Raw genomic sequence first — 16149 nt, 5'->3', positions numbered from 1 at the left:
AATATTATTCGTTAAATAGAGCTATAAGTTCTGTAGCATCACTTGGTTTCATCTTTCCTGCGATAACTAAACTCAACTGTTTACGTCTTAAGGCTCCGATGTATCTTTCTTTCTCTAAATCTGTTTCAGGTATTAGCTCAGGGATAGCTACAGGATGACCTGTATCATCTACAGCTACGAATGTATAGATAGCTTCATTTGCTTTTTTCTTTATTCCTGATTCTCTGTCTTCGATCCATACATCTAAGTACACTTCCATAGATGAGTTAAATGAGCGAGATATTTTAGCCTCCACAGTTACTACACTTCCTAGAGGAATGGGTCTGTTAAAAGCGACGTGGTTCACTGATGCCGTAACACATACTCTGCGCGAGTGTCTTCTAGCAGCGATACCAGCAGCTCTATCCATACGAGCTAATAATTCTCCACCGAACATATTATTAAGTGGGTTAGTCTCTCCTGGTAGAACTAAGTCTGTCATTAAAGTAGCTGATTCAGATACTAATTTTGCTTCCATTGTTATTATTTTCGACAAATATAGGCACATTAAATAAAAATCCCGAACCTTTTCAGATTCGGGATATATGTTTTAACTATTTATTGTACTAAAATCCAAGCATCAATATTGACAGTATTATGTATTTTTCTCATTTCTCGCTGAGCCTCTTGTTGAGTCGTATAGCTACCATAAGAGACAGGGTAGACTCCATATTTTGTACGAGATAGTGCTTTTGCACCTTCATACCCTTTTTTCTGTAGTTTCTTAGCCTCAGATAGAGATGTTTGTTCTGATCTAAAAGCACATGCGATAACGTGGTAAGGGGTACTTACTGTCTCTTCTATAAGCTCCTCTTCTTCTTTTACTGGAATAGAGATAGTAGTGGCTGTAGGTTCTATGATAAAGGTCGCTTGTTGTATTTTATTTTCTACTTTACTCTGAACATTTTTACTTACAGTATATGCCTCATCATTTAAGTAGGCTTCATATCCTTTGTTTACAAATACTCCAGCTGTACTGATAAATAAAGCTACTACAGCAGCATATTTAAAGAAAGTATACTTTTTATTTGTTTTAACAGTAGGTACAGTAACAGTTTCAGCAAGTGGTATGATAGGAGATCGCTCTATCGTCTTTGCCATTACTGTAGACAGACCAAAAGAGGTCATTAAGTAATTGCTATTAGAAGCAGGTTCGAATACTAGATTACCTTCAGAGTTTGTTTGGAATACACCTACATTCAGTAATTCTAGACTACCGATATTGCTCAACTCTACTTCCCATCCTTTAATATTCTGATTGATTAATAAAACAGCTTCATCATAAGAGATATTCTCTTCTACAGCGATATGATTAGCTAATAACCCATCGTTATGCTTAATATTCGCATTAAAAGAAAGACTCTTCTGTGGAGGGAAGAAACATTGTTTCTCCTCACTGTAATATGATGACTTGATTTCTGTCAATAGAGCTCCAAAACCAGGAATGATTACACACTGGTATCTATAAAGCAAAGCTGATATGTATTTTTCGATCTTCATAAAGACAAAATTACATTAAACAATAACTAATCAAAAAAATATTCACTATTATTTTTAACAACCTATAACTTTTTTATCTATAGTAAGTTATATTTCTAAAACAAATGAAAGAATATCGTGGCTTGACGTGATATTGGATAGGTTTTTGAGGCTGTGAAGTGAAGATACAAATACTATAATTGATTACCAATTTACCTATGGAAGAAGAAACGTTATTTTATATGTTGGCATTACAATCGACTGTGGGAGTTGGTCCAATAACAGCTAAGCGATTATTAGAGTACTTCGGTTCTCCTAAAGCAGTCTTTTTAGCCAAAGAAAAGGATGTCATTGCTGTACATCGGATTGGTAGTATGTTATGGAGAAGTCTTCAAGATAACAATGTCTTAAAAAGAGCCGAACAAGAATTAAAAAACATTGAGAAGTATCACTTGTCTTGTTTTGATTATACAGATAGTTGTTACCCCACTTTATTGAAAGAGTGTGAGGATAGCCCTTTATTGTTATTTAGCACAGTACCTAGTATCAGTTTAGACAATAGAAAGGTTATTAGCTTTATAGGGACACGTAATCCAAGCAAAAGAGGTGTGGAAATCTGTATGGAATTAATAAGTGATCTAAAGTCGTATAACCCCATTATTGTGAGCGGTCTAGCCTACGGAGTAGATATTACCGCACATATAGCAGCTTTAGATAATGGTTTAGATACTTATGCTGTTCTTGGACATGGGTTGAATAGAATTTATCCTGATGTTCACACGGCGGTAGCTAGGCGTATTGAAGAACAGGGTGGGGCTTGTCTATCCGAGTTTTGGGTGAGCAGTAAGGTAGATAGAGAGAACTTTATTCAACGCAATCGCATTGTCGCAGGGATGTCTCAGGCTACTATTGTTATTGAAAGTGCTATTAAGGGAGGCTCTATGTCTACAGTGACCTTTGCTAATGATTATAACAGAGACGTTTTTGCTGTTCCTGGGAGAGTGGGTGATATTATGAGTGCAGGTTGCAATCATCTTATTCAAAAGAATAAAGCTCAATTATTAACTTCTGCTAAAGAGATTGTTGAAACCCTAAACTGGGATGCTCAAGCTAAAGCGCCTAAAGTTATTCAACCCCAACTGTTTCTAGATCTCAATCCTGATGAACAGTTGATAGTTAATTATTTGAGTAAGCATGATCGTGAGTTATTAGATATTATAGCACTCAGCTGTTCTCTACCGATTTATAAGGTAAGTAGTATCCTGCTTAATTTAGAAATGCTGGGTGTAGTAAGGCCATTGCCAGGTAAGTATTTTGAGCTTGTATAATAGCGATAAATACATAAGCCTTACACAGAGGTAAGGCTTATAAGATATCTTAAGAAAGGGTATAGAAGACTATTTAGCACTTCCGTAACCTAATTTCTCTCTTACTTTATTTAGAGTTCCTGTAGCGATCACAGACGCTTTCTCTGCACCGATCCCTAATAGACGATCTACTTCTTCTAAGTTGTTGATATAGTACTCGTATTTCTCACGAATATCTTTAAACTTCTCAACGATAAGTTCGAAAAGTTCTTGTTTTGCATGTCCATAACCATAGTTACCTCCTAAGTATTTAGCTCTCATCGCTTCTATTTGTTCTGGAGTAGCTAATAGTTTATAGATCGTGAATACATTACAAGTATCAGGGTTCTTTGGATCCTCTAGAGGAGTACTATCTGTCTCGATGCTCATAACCTCTTTTCTCAATACTTTATCAGTTTGGAAGATATTGATGGTATTGTGCCTAGACTTAGACATTTTGTTTCCATCTGTACCGGGTACTACCATTACTTCCTCTTGGATTTTTACCTCTGGTAATACAAAAGTTTCTCCCATTTGGTGATTAAAACGAGATGCTACATCACGTGTAATCTCTAAATGTTGCATTTGGTCTTTTCCTACTGGTACGAATTCTGCATCGTATAGTAAGATATCCGCTGCCATCAACATTGGGTAAGTAAATAACCCTGCATTAACATCAGATAAAACATCTGCCTTATCTTTAAACGAATGAGCTAATGTTAGACGTTGGTATGGAAAGAAGCAACTTAAGTACCAAGTAAGCTCAGTTGTTTGCGGTACATCTGACTGGCGGTAAAAAGTTACATGATTAACGTCTACACCACAAGCAAGCCAAGTAGCCGCAACACTATAGGTATTTTCTTGTAAAGTTTTAGCGTCCTTAATTTGCGTTGCAGAGTGCAAGTTCGCAATAAAAATAAAAGACTCATTCTCTTTTTTGTTTGCCATTTCTACTGCTGGTAGAATAGCTCCTAAAAGATTCCCTAAGTGTGGAGTTCCTGTACTTTGAACTCCTGTTAGAATTTTAGCCATTGCGTGATATTAATTATTTAAAAAGCAAAGATAAGCGAATTGAAGTTTATTTGCCTTGTTTTTACTAGTCAATGTAGTTATATGGTGTTAGAATTGTTTATTTTTGAAGTTAGTAAAAGATAGAATTTGTAATACAAATGGTGAAAAGTATAAGTGTGTTTTTCAGTTCACTTTGGCGACTGTGGTTTTATATCTGGATGGTAATCGTTATTTTAATATTATCTCCTTTTTTATTGATAACGATTGGATCAGAGAAGACATATCCTCAGTTTTTTAAAGTAGCTCGTATCTGGGCTATTCTCGTATTTTACGGCATAGGGATGAGGTATAAGATAGAAGAAGAAACTCCGCTAGAGAGAGGGAAGAGTTATATGTTTATTGCTAATCATACTTCGATGTTAGACATTATGATGATGCTTATTCTTGTAAAGGACAATCCTTTTGTCTTTGTAGGGAAGAAAGAATTATCGAGTATTCCAGTGTTTGGGTTCTTTTATAAACGTGCCTGTATTCTAGTAGATAGAAAGGATGCAAGAAGTAAGAAGCAAGTATTCGACAGTGCACAAGAGCGTCTAAGTAGAGGGCTGAGCATCTGCATTTTTCCTGAAGGCGGAGTGACAGATGATAGAACGATCATACTAGACAGTTTTAAGGATGGTGCTTTTCGGCTAGCTATAGATCATCAGATACCGATAGCTCCTTTAGCATTTGGTAGATTGAGACATTATTTTCCTTTTGTATGGGGGATAGGCCACCCAGGAGTGGTACCAGTTAAGATATTTCCTTGTATAGAAACGAAAGGGCTGACCCTAGAGAACAAAAAAGAAGTAAGAGATACAGCTTTTAATCTATTATATGATCCTGTGCTAGAATGGGAGAAGGAGTATAAAGCGAAATAATGCAAAAAGCGGTGAGACAACGAAGATCTCACCGCTTTTTTAGTTATAGTGTGGTTTATGGATTCACAGTTGTATGATACCTGCTCCTGAAATTCTACCACTAGCATGAACGAAGTCATTCATAGATTGGTTTTGTTCAGGTGATAATTTACTGTAATTAATATCAAGTTTAGAACGGCTCATAGATAAATCAAACAGTGCTTTTTGAATTTCTTTTTGACGACCTGCATCTGTTGAAGCTTTAAATTCTTCTACTAATGCTATCTCTTGCTGATAAGAAGCAATTACATCTTGTTGTGGTACGTCAGGTAATGTTAGTTCTAATGCGTTTGGTTCTGTAATGGTACATTCGCCTCCAGCAACCATGTTCTGTTGGTGAAAACCTTTGCTCTCTGCAGGTAAATCTTCATCGTAGAAAGCGATAAACTCAGCTTTAGTAAAGAATTTATTGTAGAAGTTACCTACTGCATTCTTATTATGTGTAATCTGTTCTGCAGGATATTCTTCACCTAAGAAATAGGTACATCTGTATAGGTTATTATCTATAAAAAGCGCATTAGTCGATTTAATATTATCTTCATAGAGTACATTATCAATAAGTACTTCTCTTGTAATAGAACCAAATTTGTCAAAGTTGCCTTCTGTAGCATATACCATCGAGAAGATATAGTGCGGTTCTAAAGTTGGGTTGATGATACCACCAGAGTTTTGTTTGAATACGTTGAACTTGTTTTTTTGTCCATTGTAGTCTAATTCGTGTATACCATTATCTAGCTTTAGTACCTCAAAGGTATTTGGTGCTAAGGTATATTTCTTTTCATCTAGTGATACTGTAATCTCTTTATCAGTCGGATTAGACAGGTAAAAATCATGTCTTTTAAACGGATCGTCACAGCTAATAAAGGTTGTAATTGTTAGCAAGAGTGCTAATAATCGTAATTTCATACTATTTTTTATGTTTTATTGAACAACAAAATTAAGTGATTCTTCTTTTAGTGCCTAGTGTTAATGGATTATTATTTAAAAGGCGTTGGTGTTGTTGAAATACTTTTTTTGTACTATTTAACGTTATTATGTATTGATTAATAGATATATGGCTTTAGATAGACATGATAAGAAAATTGTATTGAGAGGAATATTTAGTAGCTTACCTATTCTAATAGGGCTATTTGTGTTGTTTATCATTGCAGAAGGTAAAGGAGTTTTTCTAATTCCTTGTAATACTCTATGTTAGTGGTTTTATGTATATAGCAGTATTGACGTTACGATATACTGCACTAGCAGGATTTATAGGTTGATATATAAAAAAATCCCTCACAATAACATTGTAAGGGATTCGTATTTAAGGATAGAAACAATTAAGCTTCTTTATTTTTGATTTCGTCCTTGATTAATTGTTCAAGTTCTTCCATTAGTTCAGGGTTGTCTTTAATCACTGATTTTACAGCATCACGACCTTGTCCTAATTTAGTATCACCGTAGCTAAACCAAGATCCGCTTTTCTTCACGATTTCATAGTCAACAGCCATATCCAGTACTTCACCTACTTTAGAGATACCTTCACCATACATGATGTCAAACTCAGCAGTACGGAAAGGAGGTGCTACTTTATTCTTAACGATTTTTACCTTCGTTCTGTTACCGATCACATTCTCACCATCTTTGATCTGAGTAGATTTACGGATATCTAGACGTACAGAAGCGTAGAATTTCAATGCGTTACCTCCTGTAGTAGTCTCAGGGTTACCGAACATTACACCGATTTTATCACGTAACTGGTTAATGAAGAATACAGTACAGTTAGTCTTGCTAATAGTAGAAGTTAACTTTCTCAAAGCTTGAGACATTAAACGAGCGTGTAATCCCATTTTAGAATCTCCCATCTCTCCTTCGATTTCACTCTTAGGAGTTAAGGCAGCAACAGAGTCAATTACTACTAAGTCAATAGCTCCAGAACGGATTAGGTTTTCCGCAATCTCTAATGCTTGTTCCCCATTGTCTGGTTGAGATATAATTAAGTTGTCGATGTCTACACCTAGTTTTTGTGCATAGAAACGGTCAAAAGCGTGCTCCGCATCAATGAATGCTGCTATACCACCTGCTTTTTGTGCTTCTGCGATAGCGTGTAAAGTTAAAGTCGTCTTACCTGATGATTCTGGACCGTATATCTCTATAATTCTTCCTCTAGGAAATCCTCCTACACCTAATGCAAGGTCAATACCTAGTGATCCAGAAGAAATAACTTCTACCTCTTCTACAGCAGTATCTCCCAACTTCATTACTGTTCCTTTACCATAAGTTTTGTCTAACTTATCAAGTGTAAGTTGTAACGCTTTTAATTTTGCTTCTTTATCTGCACTCATTTTTTATAAAAATTAGATTCTTACTGATGTAAAAGTAATATAAATTAATTACAGTCCAAGAGAGTTATATCATTATGCTATGAATTATAGCAGGGAGGTGTGTTCTCTTTGCTATGATATAATTTATAGCAATGCGTTGTTTTTTATCTCTTTATCATTAACGCCAATTCGACTCGAGCTAGCTGTCTCTTGGTTCTGCGTATTTATGGGTCACATACCTATAGCTTTATACCGAGATGCTAGGGGATTTCTTGAGGTTTGCTTGCACCTTTCTTCGAGAAAAGCGCTCTTTAGGCTAGTAAACTCCTAGAAAAGTGCAGGCAATCTCCACGAAAGTGCAAGCTAAGGACCTTATTAGAAGAGAACTATTTGCTTTTTAAAACTCGTCAACTTTATCTTTAATCTCTATGATTTCGCTAATATATAGGATAGAAATTTTTTTTGAGGTGAGGGTAAGTTTGTTTGAATTAATGTCTTAATGGGAAGATTGGTCTTTCGTTTTTAAGTTTCTTATACCATACTCATGTTATTTAAGGTTAGTTTTTTTGTGTAGGAAGTTACTTATCCCGACTTTTGTAACAAATAGAAACACAATGAAATTACCAATATTAGCATACGGAAATAAAATATTAAAAGTAGACTGTGATATGATAGATAGCAGTTCTGAAGATCTAAATAAGCTTATCGATAATATGTGGGAGACTATGGAGCATGCTTATGGATGTGGGCTAGCAGCTCCTCAGATAGGTGAGACTAAACAGCTATTCGTAGTAGATAGTGTAGTGATGTATGAGAATGCAGAAGACGATGAGCGCAAAGCTAATTTCGCTGAGGGAGATACAGGGATGCGCGAGACGTTTATCAACGCACGTATTATCGGTAAGTCTGATGAGACATGGGATGAGATAGAGGGATGTCTAAGTATTCCCGATATTTTTAAGCGTGTTACACGTCCATGGTCTATCACGATAGAGTATCTAGATAGAGATTTTAAACCTCATACTAAGACGTTCCACGGTACTACAGCGCGTATTATACAACATGAGTATGACCATACTAGAGGGGTCTTATTTACTGATCGATTAAGCTCATTGACTAAAAAGTTGATAGGTACAAAGCTTAATAAGATTATGAATGGTAAGGTATTTACTGATTATAAAATGAAATTGTAAGGAATACAGAAGTCGCCTTTATAGCGACTTTTTTGTTTTCTGCATACAAGGTATTATTAGGTGAGAATAAAGTGATTTAGAAAGTGTATATATGATTATGTACTCCTCTGAGAATATGAATAGAAGAGGTCTGTTCTTTTTTTAACTAAAAAACGATTTTTATAAGAAAAGTTTATTTGTAATTTACTGTTTTACTTATCATTACGAGGTTGGTTAAATTATTCTTAATTTTATTTTTTCACACTTCTCTATCCTACATTTGATCCAACAAAAACAAAGATTTATATCGCTATGAAATTAACAAAAATGACTTTAGCTATTGCATTAGTAGCTATCACTTTCGCTTCTTGTAAACAACAAACTGAAGCTCCTGTATCTGAAGAAACAACAACTACTGAAGTAGTAGAAGAGACTACAGCGCCTGAGGCTGTGGACACTACAGTATTAGTTGCGTCTTGGACACAACCAAACCCTATTAATGATAAAGAAGTACAAGGATTCGAACTAAAAGAGGACGGAACAGCTACTTCTATTAATATGGCTACGCTTAAAACAAATAAGTGGTGGGTAGAAGGAGATAAATTGTTCTTAGAACAAGAGAGTATCGGTAATGGTACATCTAGTGTAGATACTGTGTCATACCAATTTGAGGTGGTTGATGGTAAAACATTAAACCTAGTGAATGGTGAATCAAAAGATTCATTCACTAAAAAGTAATCTAATTTAGATTTTTTAAGTACAAATGAAACAAACAGTTCTTGCTTTAGCTTTTGTAGCTATCGCTTTCGCTTCTTGTAAACAACAGACAGAAGCACCAGTAGTGGAAGAAACTACACCAACAGAAACAGTAGCTGAGTCTACTCCTGTAATTCTTGATATGAAACACTTGGTAGGTGCATGGACGCAGCCAAATGGAGCAGATGCAAGCTTGCTACAAGGTTTCGAACTAAAAGAGGACGGGACAATGTCTGCTATCAAGGACAAGGCTAACGAATTTACTAAATGGAAGATGATAGACAATACTGTTATCTTCGAAACAGCGATGGTAGGTACTGATTCTACTTCTGTGAAGTCTGCTACGTTTACGTATGAGGTGACAGATCAGAATACATTAAAGCTTACTGCTAATGGTGTGACGGAAGTGTTCACTAAACAATAAGAACTACTATTATTTATATAAACGAAAGCTACCTCAAAAGGGTAGCTTTCGTTATTTTTGTAAGTATAATATAGATGTGATTATGGAACATAAAGAGCTTAATTTGTCAGTAGTAGAGCTAAAGTCGTTTATCCCATGTAAAGACTTTGAGGTGTCTAAAGCGTTCTATACAGCTATTGGGTTTAAGATAGTATGGCAGAGTGAAGAACTGTGTCTGCTGGACTGTGGAACCGAGAAGTTCTTTTTACAGAATTTTTATAATCAAGAGGCAGCGGAGAATCTAATGTTTCACTTGCAGGTAGAGAGTGCAGATGATTGGTACACGTATTTGCAAAACCTAGATCTTCAGTCAAAATATGCTATCCGACTGACAGCTGTGGAAGACAGAGTGTGGAAGATGAGAGACTTCGTATTAATAGATCCTTCTGGAGTACTGTGGCGTATAGCACATAATATCTGATCATAAGGTTATATAAGAAAGAGGATTGATTCATCAAATCAATCCTCTTTCTTATTGTAGAGTAATGTATCTACTTAATAAAACTAAGTGTCTTATCAGACCATTCACCGATAAGGGGTAATGGTTTTTTCTTTTCTCCTGCTGCATTAAGTATTCCCATAATCATATACAGAAGGATGATTAAGTATATTACTATTGCTATCATACCTGCAATGACCGGGAATATACCTGCTATTACTCGTATGACAAGTGATAAAACGAAGCTTAAGATTAATACACCAAATGATTGTCTTAAGTGGTATTTTAGTAAGTCATTTGCTTTTTCTTTTCCTACAAAGAATGCTACTAACCATCCAATTAATGTGATGTATGATACGATTGATAAAGTTTTATTATCCATTTCTATTAAGTTTATATGAAACAAATATCTGTATAATTGTCTCATATATTATTGATTAGGCTCGTCTATTTAAGAAAAATGGCTGTTTATAGGGATATTTAAGAAGTGCATTATCGTGTTTTATTTATATGATAGATCAATTCATAAATGTGGTGACTATTTGTAAAGGTTATGTTTGTATTAGAAGCTGGGGTTCTGAAAAAAGGATTGAATAATTTGATAGTTAACTATTTATGTAAATTTTATAAGGTTCAATTCTCATTTTTAAATCTAAATAGTATCTTTGCACCGAAATTCTTCCATTTAGGATTTCAAACATATATAATCTACACTTAAAAGTATATAGCATGCAACTGTATAACACATTAAGCGCAGAGGAAAGAGCAGAACTTATCGAGCAGGCGGGAGAGAACCGTTTGACTTTATCTTTCTATGCGTACGCCAAAATAGAAAACCCACAACAATTTAGAGACGATTTATTCCTAGCTTGGGATGCATTAGACGCTTTAGGACGTACTTATGTAGCTCACGAGGGGATCAATGCTCAGATGTCTGTGCCTGCATCTAAGTTTGATGCATTCAGAGAGACGTTAGAGCAATATGACTTCATGAAAGGTATTCGCCTAAATGTAGCTGTAGAGCAAGATGACTTATCATTCTTAAAGCTAACAGTAAAGGTTAGACACAAGATCGTAGCAGACGGATTGAACGATGATACATTCGATGTGACGAATAAGGGAATTCACTTAAAGGCAAAAGAATTCAACGAATTATTAGAAGACCCAAATACGGTAGTAGTGGACTTTAGAAACCACTATGAGAGTGAAGTAGGGCACTTCGTAGGAGCGATCACTCCAGACGTGGACACATTCCGTGAATCACTGCCAATCATCAAAGACCAGTTAGAAGACATCAAAGAGGAGAAAAACCTACTGATGTACTGTACAGGAGGTATCCGCTGTGAGAAAGCATCCGCTTACTTTAAACACAACGGGTTTAAGAATGTTTACCAATTAGAAGGTGGTATTATAGAATACACTCGTCAGGTAAAGGCAGAAGGATTAGAGAGTAAGTTCATCGGAAAGAACTTCGTGTTTGACCACCGTCTTGGAGAGCGTATCACAGACGATATTATCTCTAACTGCCACCAGTGTGGTAAACCATGTGATACTCACGTAAACTGTGCAAATGAAGGATGTCATTTGTTATTCATTCAGTGTGACGAATGTGCTGAGCAGATGCACGGATGTTGTTCTGATGAGTGTTTGGACATTATCCAAATGCCTATAGAAGAGCAAAAGCGCCTGCGCCAAGGAGTACAAAAAGGAAACTTAGTATTCAAGAAAGGGCGTTCAGAGGCATTAAAGTTCCAGAAAGAACGCAAAGCTACGGATGAAGTGAAGGCAGTGAAAGTAAGTGCAGTAACACAAATCCGCAAGAAACAAGCAGAGCGAAAAGTACTTATTGGTACAGCTCAACACTACTTTACTAAAGCAAGTGTAGGGCAGTTTATTGTTGACAAGGAGTTAAATGTTGGAGATAAAGTAGCTATCGTAGGGCCTACTACAGGTGATGAGAGACTAACTATAGAGAAGATGATGGTAAATGGAGCGGAAGTTAGTACAGCTAATAATGGAGATAAGATGACTATGGAATTAGGTTTCCGTATTCGTAAAAACGACCAATTGTATAAAATAATAGATTAAGCATAAAGAATATGACAGTTTCAGGAAGAGTAGAGCTTATGGCTCCTGCAGGTAACTTCGAGTCTTTACAGGCCGCATTAGATAACGGTGCAGACTCAGTATATTTCGGAGTAGACCAGTTAAATATGCGTGCACGTTCTACGGTGAACTTTTCTATTGATGATTTAGAAGAGATTGCGAGAAGATGTAAAGAGAAGAATGTACGTACTTATTTGACATTAAACACTATTGTTTATGACCACGACTTATCAGTGGTTAAGACCTTATTGAATAAAGCAAAAGAGGCAGGGCTTACAGCTGTTATTGCATCTGACCAGGCAGTTATCGCATCTGCGAGAGCGATCGGGTTAGAAGTACATATCTCTACTCAACTAAATGTGACCAACATTGAGACTGTTAAGTTCTATAGCTTATTCGCTGATACGATCGTATTATCTCGTGAGCTGAGTTTGCGACAAGTAAAGAAGATCACTGAAGCTATCGAAAGAGAACAGGTGAAAGGGCCTTCTGGTAATTTGGTAGAGATAGAGATCTTCGGTCATGGAGCTTTGTGTATGGCTGTATCAGGGAAGTGCTATTTAAGCCTTCACTCACATAACTCTTCTGCAAACAGAGGAGCGTGTAAACAAAACTGTCGTAAGAAATACACGGTAATAGACCAAGAGAGTGGTTTTGAGATCGAGATAGACAATGAGTATATGATGTCACCTAAGGACTTATGTACCTTAGATTTCTTAGATCAAGTAATCGATGCAGGTACTAAGGTGCTAAAGATAGAGGGTAGAGGTAGAGCTCCTGAGTATGTAGCAACTGTGATTCGTACCTATCGAGAGGCTATCGATGCTATCGCTGATGGTACTTACTCTCAAGAGAAAGTAGCAGAGTGGATGAAAGCTTTAGAAACGGTATATAACCGTGGATTCTGGAGTGGATATTACTTAGGACAGAAATTAGGAGAGTGGAGTGACAACCCTGGTAGTAATGCCACTCAGAAAAAAGTGTATGTAGGTAAAGCGGCTCACTATTTCCAAAAAGCGTCTATCGGAGAGTTTAAAATAGAAGCTTATGATATCAAGATTGGTGATAAGATTTTGATTACTGGACCGAGTACAGGAGCACAAGAGTTGATCGTAGAAGAACTATTCGTCAATGAGCAGAAGGTAGAGAAAGCGACTAAAGGAGATGACTGTACTATCAAGATTCCGTTTAGAATTCGCTTATCTGATAAGCTGTATAAAATAGTAGAGGCATAATGGTCATAGTTACGCTACAACGCGATAAGTGTATCGGATGTAATTATTGTGTTGAGGTTGCTCCTCAGCAGTTTCAGATGTCTAAGAAAGACGGAAAGACTGTCTTATTGAAATCTGTGAATAATAAGGGATTTCATACACTTAAGTCGCCAGATTATACTATTTTAGAGGCATGTGAGCAAGCAGAGAAAGTTTGTCCAGTACATATCATTACCGTAAAAGATGTATAAGATGAGAAAGATATATTATTTAAGTACTTGTACGACATGTAAGCGTATCATGGCTGAGATGCCTGAATTAGATACGTTTGAACTACAAGAGATCAAGAAGAATCCTGTGACAGAGCCACAGTTAGAAGAGATGTATAAGCAAGTGGGTAGTTATGAAAAACTATTCAATAAGCGTGCTCAACTGTACAAAAGCGAAGGATTAAAAGACAAGAATCTTCAGGAAGATGATTTTAAAAAACTTATTCTGGAGCAATACACTTTTCTAAATCGCCCAGTAATGTTTATCGATGGTAACATTTATGTCGGGAATAGTAAGAAAGTAGTAGAGGCTGCTATCGAACAAGTAAAGAATAAATAGTAAGGAAAAGAGTCAGCAAGTGCTGGCTCTTTTTTTTGTAACTGAAGTTTAATAAATTATATAAACGTTTCAGGTAAGTTTTTTACCTGCTGAGGTAATTTTTTGTTTAGGAAAGGATAAAAGTTTGCAATTTTTTGTTTTAAGATCAAAGATATATGAGACAGGTAGTATTATACATTTCGAGTAGTTTGGATGGTTATATCGCAAAAACAGGGGATGATTTGAGTTTCTTGGATGCTGTACAGCGAGAAGGAGAAGATTATGGTTATACCGCTTTTGTAGAAACTATAGATACAGTCTTGATCGGTAAGCGTACGTATGACTGGGTAGTAAGTCAAGGACATGGGTTTCATCATGCGGATAAAGAGACGTATGTAATGACTAGACAAAATTTACCTACAGAAGGTAATGTGACTTTCTATAATGGTGATCTGAAGGAATTAGTATCTAAACTGAAATCACAAGAGGGCAAGGATATATTCTGCGATGGAGGAGCAGTGTTAGTTAACAGATTACTGAAGGATGGACTCATAGATAAGATCGTAATCTCTGTGATCCCAGTATTGTTAGGTGGAGGTACTAGATTATTTGATATTGGTATACCAGAGTCTAAGTTACAGTTAGAGGATACAAGGTCTTTTGAATCAGGATTAGTACAATTATGTTATAGCTTAATCAAGTAGTTTAAGAACTGTTTTATTCCTGATTGACTTCTATATAAATAGGTTTTTTAGTGTTTTATGTATATTTTTAACACATGTAACTACCTGTTTATGTGTTGTTTGTGTTCTTTTTTAAAAAAATATTCTTTTTTTGATGTGACCAAATGTGATGCCTGTTGTCTTAATATCGAAGACGAAAGGGAAGAATTGCTATTAATTCCTTTATAAAAAAGAAAAGAAAAAGTTTTAAGTGTTTGGGGGTTAAATTAAAACAGAAGAGTTAAGGTTAGGTTGTTTTAGTAAAAAATTTAATTCACATAGTTTCATCGCGACTTTTACTATTGCTGACTTTGTAGATTGTGGTGGTCTAAATAAGGACTTAGAAGGCATAGTTCATAGTTATGGTTGTTTTGGTTATCTCCTATTCTAGGTGATGGAACGAACAAATAATAGGAGTATAAAACACAAAAGAGAGCTATATGGCTCTCTTTTTTTATGTATATATAACTTGTTTTTATTGTTTTGGGTATGAATGTGTTTACTACTATAATACCTTTTATTTGAAGTTATAGATGATAAACAGGTGTATTATCACCAATATATTGACTTAGCGATAATCTGTAATCTTATAGACAGTATTTTGTGCTATTTATAAGTCAGTTAGTAATGATTTTGTTACCTTTGTAGCTATTATTTTTTAATATATGATACAATCGATGACAGGATTTGGTAAGGCATGTTTGCAATTACCAACAAAGAAAATCACAGTAGAAGTAAAATCGCTTAATAGCAAAAGCTTAGATCTAAATGTTAGATTGCCTTTGATGTATAGAGAGAAAGAACTACCTCTTCGTAACCTTATAGCACAAGAATTAGAGCGTGGTAAAGTAGACTTCTCATTATATAGTGAGATTACAGCAGAGGAAACTTCTAATAAGATTAATGGCCCTATCGTGATGGCATATATTGATCAAATGAAGGATATTATCCCTGATGCAGATGCTACAGAGCTTATGAAAATGGCTGTGCGTATGCCTGATGCATTAAAAGTAGAGCGTGCTGAGTTAGACGAGAATGAGTGGAAAGAGATAGAAAAGGTTATCACTGAGGCTATCGCTAATATGAAGGAGTTCCGCGCTAGTGAAGGAGCTTCATTAGAGCAAGACTTCAGACTGCGTATCAGTAACATCCGCAAGTATATGGATGAGGTAGCTGTATTAGACAAAGAGCGTATCGTGACTGTAAAAGAAAGGTTGCGTACGAACTTAGTAGAACTTCAGTTAAACATCGATGAGAACAGATATGAGCAAGAGGTGATTTACTATCTAGAGAAGATGGATATCACTGAAGAAAAAGTACGTCTGAGCAAACACTTAGATTACTTCATCGAAACACTAGAAGGAGCTGAGGCTAATGGTCGTAAACTTGGGTTTATCGGTCAGGAGATGGGACGTGAGATTAATACTATGGGATCTAAATCTAACCACGCTGAGATGCAGAAAATAGTGGTAAAGATGAAAGATGAATTAGAGAAGATAAAAGAGCAAGTACTAAACGTACTTTAGGTTATATATACAACACGACAGAATAT

Annotated in this window: 19 protein-coding genes; 13 read left to right on the top strand and 6 right to left on the bottom strand. The window is 35.8% G+C overall.

Annotated elements, in window-relative coordinates:
* Window positions 1-4: 4 nt before the first annotated feature.
* Window positions 5-517, bottom strand: a complete 513-nt coding sequence (locus tag AABL85_RS01270) for an acyl-CoA thioesterase (protein WP_006257871.1) — start codon at window positions 515-517, stop codon at window positions 5-7.
* A gap of 80 nt (window positions 518-597) precedes the next feature.
* Entirely contained in the window at window positions 598-1539 is a 942-nt protein-coding gene (locus AABL85_RS01265) for an SPOR domain-containing protein (protein ID WP_341308875.1), read from the bottom strand.
* 221 nt (window positions 1540-1760) lie between these two features.
* Here AABL85_RS01265 and dprA point away from each other — a divergent pair, with 221 nt between their 5' ends.
* Window positions 1761-2846, top strand: a complete 1086-nt coding sequence (gene dprA, locus AABL85_RS01260) for a DNA-processing protein DprA (protein ID WP_341308940.1) — start codon at window positions 1761-1763, stop codon at window positions 2844-2846.
* A 69-nt stretch (window positions 2847-2915) separates the two neighbouring features.
* Here dprA and trpS read toward each other — a convergent pair whose 3' ends face one another.
* Window positions 2916-3896, bottom strand: a complete 981-nt coding sequence (trpS, locus tag AABL85_RS01255; protein ID WP_286415094.1) for a tryptophan--tRNA ligase — start codon at window positions 3894-3896, stop codon at window positions 2916-2918.
* A gap of 137 nt (window positions 3897-4033) precedes the next feature.
* Here trpS and AABL85_RS01250 point away from each other — a divergent pair, with 137 nt between their 5' ends.
* Window positions 4034-4795, top strand: coding sequence for a lysophospholipid acyltransferase family protein (locus AABL85_RS01250; protein WP_131540400.1), 762 nt, complete (start codon window positions 4034-4036; stop codon window positions 4793-4795).
* Between the two features lie 63 nt (window positions 4796-4858).
* Here the strand turns inward: AABL85_RS01250 and AABL85_RS01245 are convergent, their stop codons facing one another.
* Window positions 4859-5740, bottom strand: a complete 882-nt coding sequence (locus AABL85_RS01245; protein ID WP_131540401.1) for a hypothetical protein — start codon at window positions 5738-5740, stop codon at window positions 4859-4861.
* A gap of 148 nt (window positions 5741-5888) precedes the next feature.
* Between AABL85_RS01245 and AABL85_RS01240 the strand changes: the two genes are divergently transcribed.
* A complete protein-coding gene (locus AABL85_RS01240) occupies window positions 5889-6029 on the top strand; it encodes a hypothetical protein (protein WP_341308874.1) in 141 nt (46 codons plus the stop codon).
* Between the two features lie 124 nt (window positions 6030-6153).
* On the opposite strand, the gene recA is transcribed toward AABL85_RS01240, so the two are convergent.
* A complete protein-coding gene (recA, locus tag AABL85_RS01235) occupies window positions 6154-7158 on the bottom strand; it encodes a recombinase RecA (RefSeq protein ID WP_006257865.1) in 1005 nt (334 codons plus the stop codon).
* Window positions 7159-7751: 593 nt separating this feature from the next.
* On the opposite strand from recA, the gene def reads away from it, so the two are divergent.
* From def to AABL85_RS01215, 4 genes are all read left to right on the top strand, one after another.
* On the top strand, window positions 7752-8330 hold the full coding sequence (gene def / locus AABL85_RS01230) for a peptide deformylase (RefSeq protein WP_286415090.1): 579 nt from the start codon (window positions 7752-7754) through the stop codon (window positions 8328-8330).
* Between the two features lie 291 nt (window positions 8331-8621).
* Entirely contained in the window at window positions 8622-9047 is a 426-nt protein-coding gene (locus AABL85_RS01225) for a lipocalin family protein (protein WP_041888261.1), read from the top strand.
* A gap of 25 nt (window positions 9048-9072) precedes the next feature.
* Complete coding sequence (locus AABL85_RS01220; RefSeq protein ID WP_286415088.1) at window positions 9073-9489, top strand: lipocalin family protein; 417 nt, start codon at window positions 9073-9075, stop codon at window positions 9487-9489.
* Between the two features lie 82 nt (window positions 9490-9571).
* Window positions 9572-9949, top strand: coding sequence for a VOC family protein (locus tag AABL85_RS01215; protein WP_341308873.1), 378 nt, complete (start codon window positions 9572-9574; stop codon window positions 9947-9949).
* A 70-nt stretch (window positions 9950-10019) separates the two neighbouring features.
* Here the strand turns inward: AABL85_RS01215 and AABL85_RS01210 are convergent, their stop codons facing one another.
* A complete protein-coding gene (locus AABL85_RS01210; protein WP_131540405.1) occupies window positions 10020-10349 on the bottom strand; it encodes a DUF4870 domain-containing protein in 330 nt (109 codons plus the stop codon).
* Between the two features lie 347 nt (window positions 10350-10696).
* Here AABL85_RS01210 and AABL85_RS01205 point away from each other — a divergent pair, with 347 nt between their 5' ends.
* The 6 genes from AABL85_RS01205 (at window position 10697) to AABL85_RS01180 (ending at window position 16123) form a co-directional block, all read left to right on the top strand.
* Window positions 10697-12055, top strand: a complete 1359-nt coding sequence (locus tag AABL85_RS01205) for a rhodanese-related sulfurtransferase (RefSeq protein WP_286415084.1) — start codon at window positions 10697-10699, stop codon at window positions 12053-12055.
* Window positions 12056-12066: 11 nt separating this feature from the next.
* Window positions 12067-13308 (top strand): peptidase U32 family protein, encoded by a 1242-nt coding sequence (locus AABL85_RS01200; protein WP_155091947.1) that lies wholly within the window; start codon window positions 12067-12069, stop codon window positions 13306-13308.
* The gene (locus AABL85_RS01195; RefSeq protein WP_006257855.1) at window positions 13308-13538 is read left to right on the top strand and encodes a ferredoxin; all 231 of its coding nucleotides are present in this window, start codon (window positions 13308-13310) and stop codon (window positions 13536-13538) included. Before AABL85_RS01200 ends, AABL85_RS01195 begins: the two co-directional genes overlap by 1 nt.
* A gap of 1 nt (window position 13539) precedes the next feature.
* Window positions 13540-13896, top strand: coding sequence for an arsenate reductase family protein (locus AABL85_RS01190; protein ID WP_006262499.1), 357 nt, complete (start codon window positions 13540-13542; stop codon window positions 13894-13896).
* A gap of 155 nt (window positions 13897-14051) precedes the next feature.
* Window positions 14052-14579: a dihydrofolate reductase family protein gene (locus tag AABL85_RS01185; protein ID WP_341308872.1), complete on the top strand. Its 528-nt coding sequence runs from the start codon at window positions 14052-14054 to the stop codon at window positions 14577-14579.
* A gap of 695 nt (window positions 14580-15274) precedes the next feature.
* On the top strand, window positions 15275-16123 hold the full coding sequence (locus AABL85_RS01180; protein WP_341308939.1) for a YicC/YloC family endoribonuclease: 849 nt from the start codon (window positions 15275-15277) through the stop codon (window positions 16121-16123).
* Window positions 16124-16149: the final 26 nt, after the last annotated feature.

This window comes from Myroides odoratimimus (genome assembly GCF_038039805.1).
Classification (GTDB): domain Bacteria; phylum Bacteroidota; class Bacteroidia; order Flavobacteriales; family Flavobacteriaceae; genus Flavobacterium; species Flavobacterium odoratimimum_B.
The sequence above is the reverse complement of the archived record's forward strand: the minus strand, read 5'-3'. Positions and strand labels throughout refer to the sequence as shown.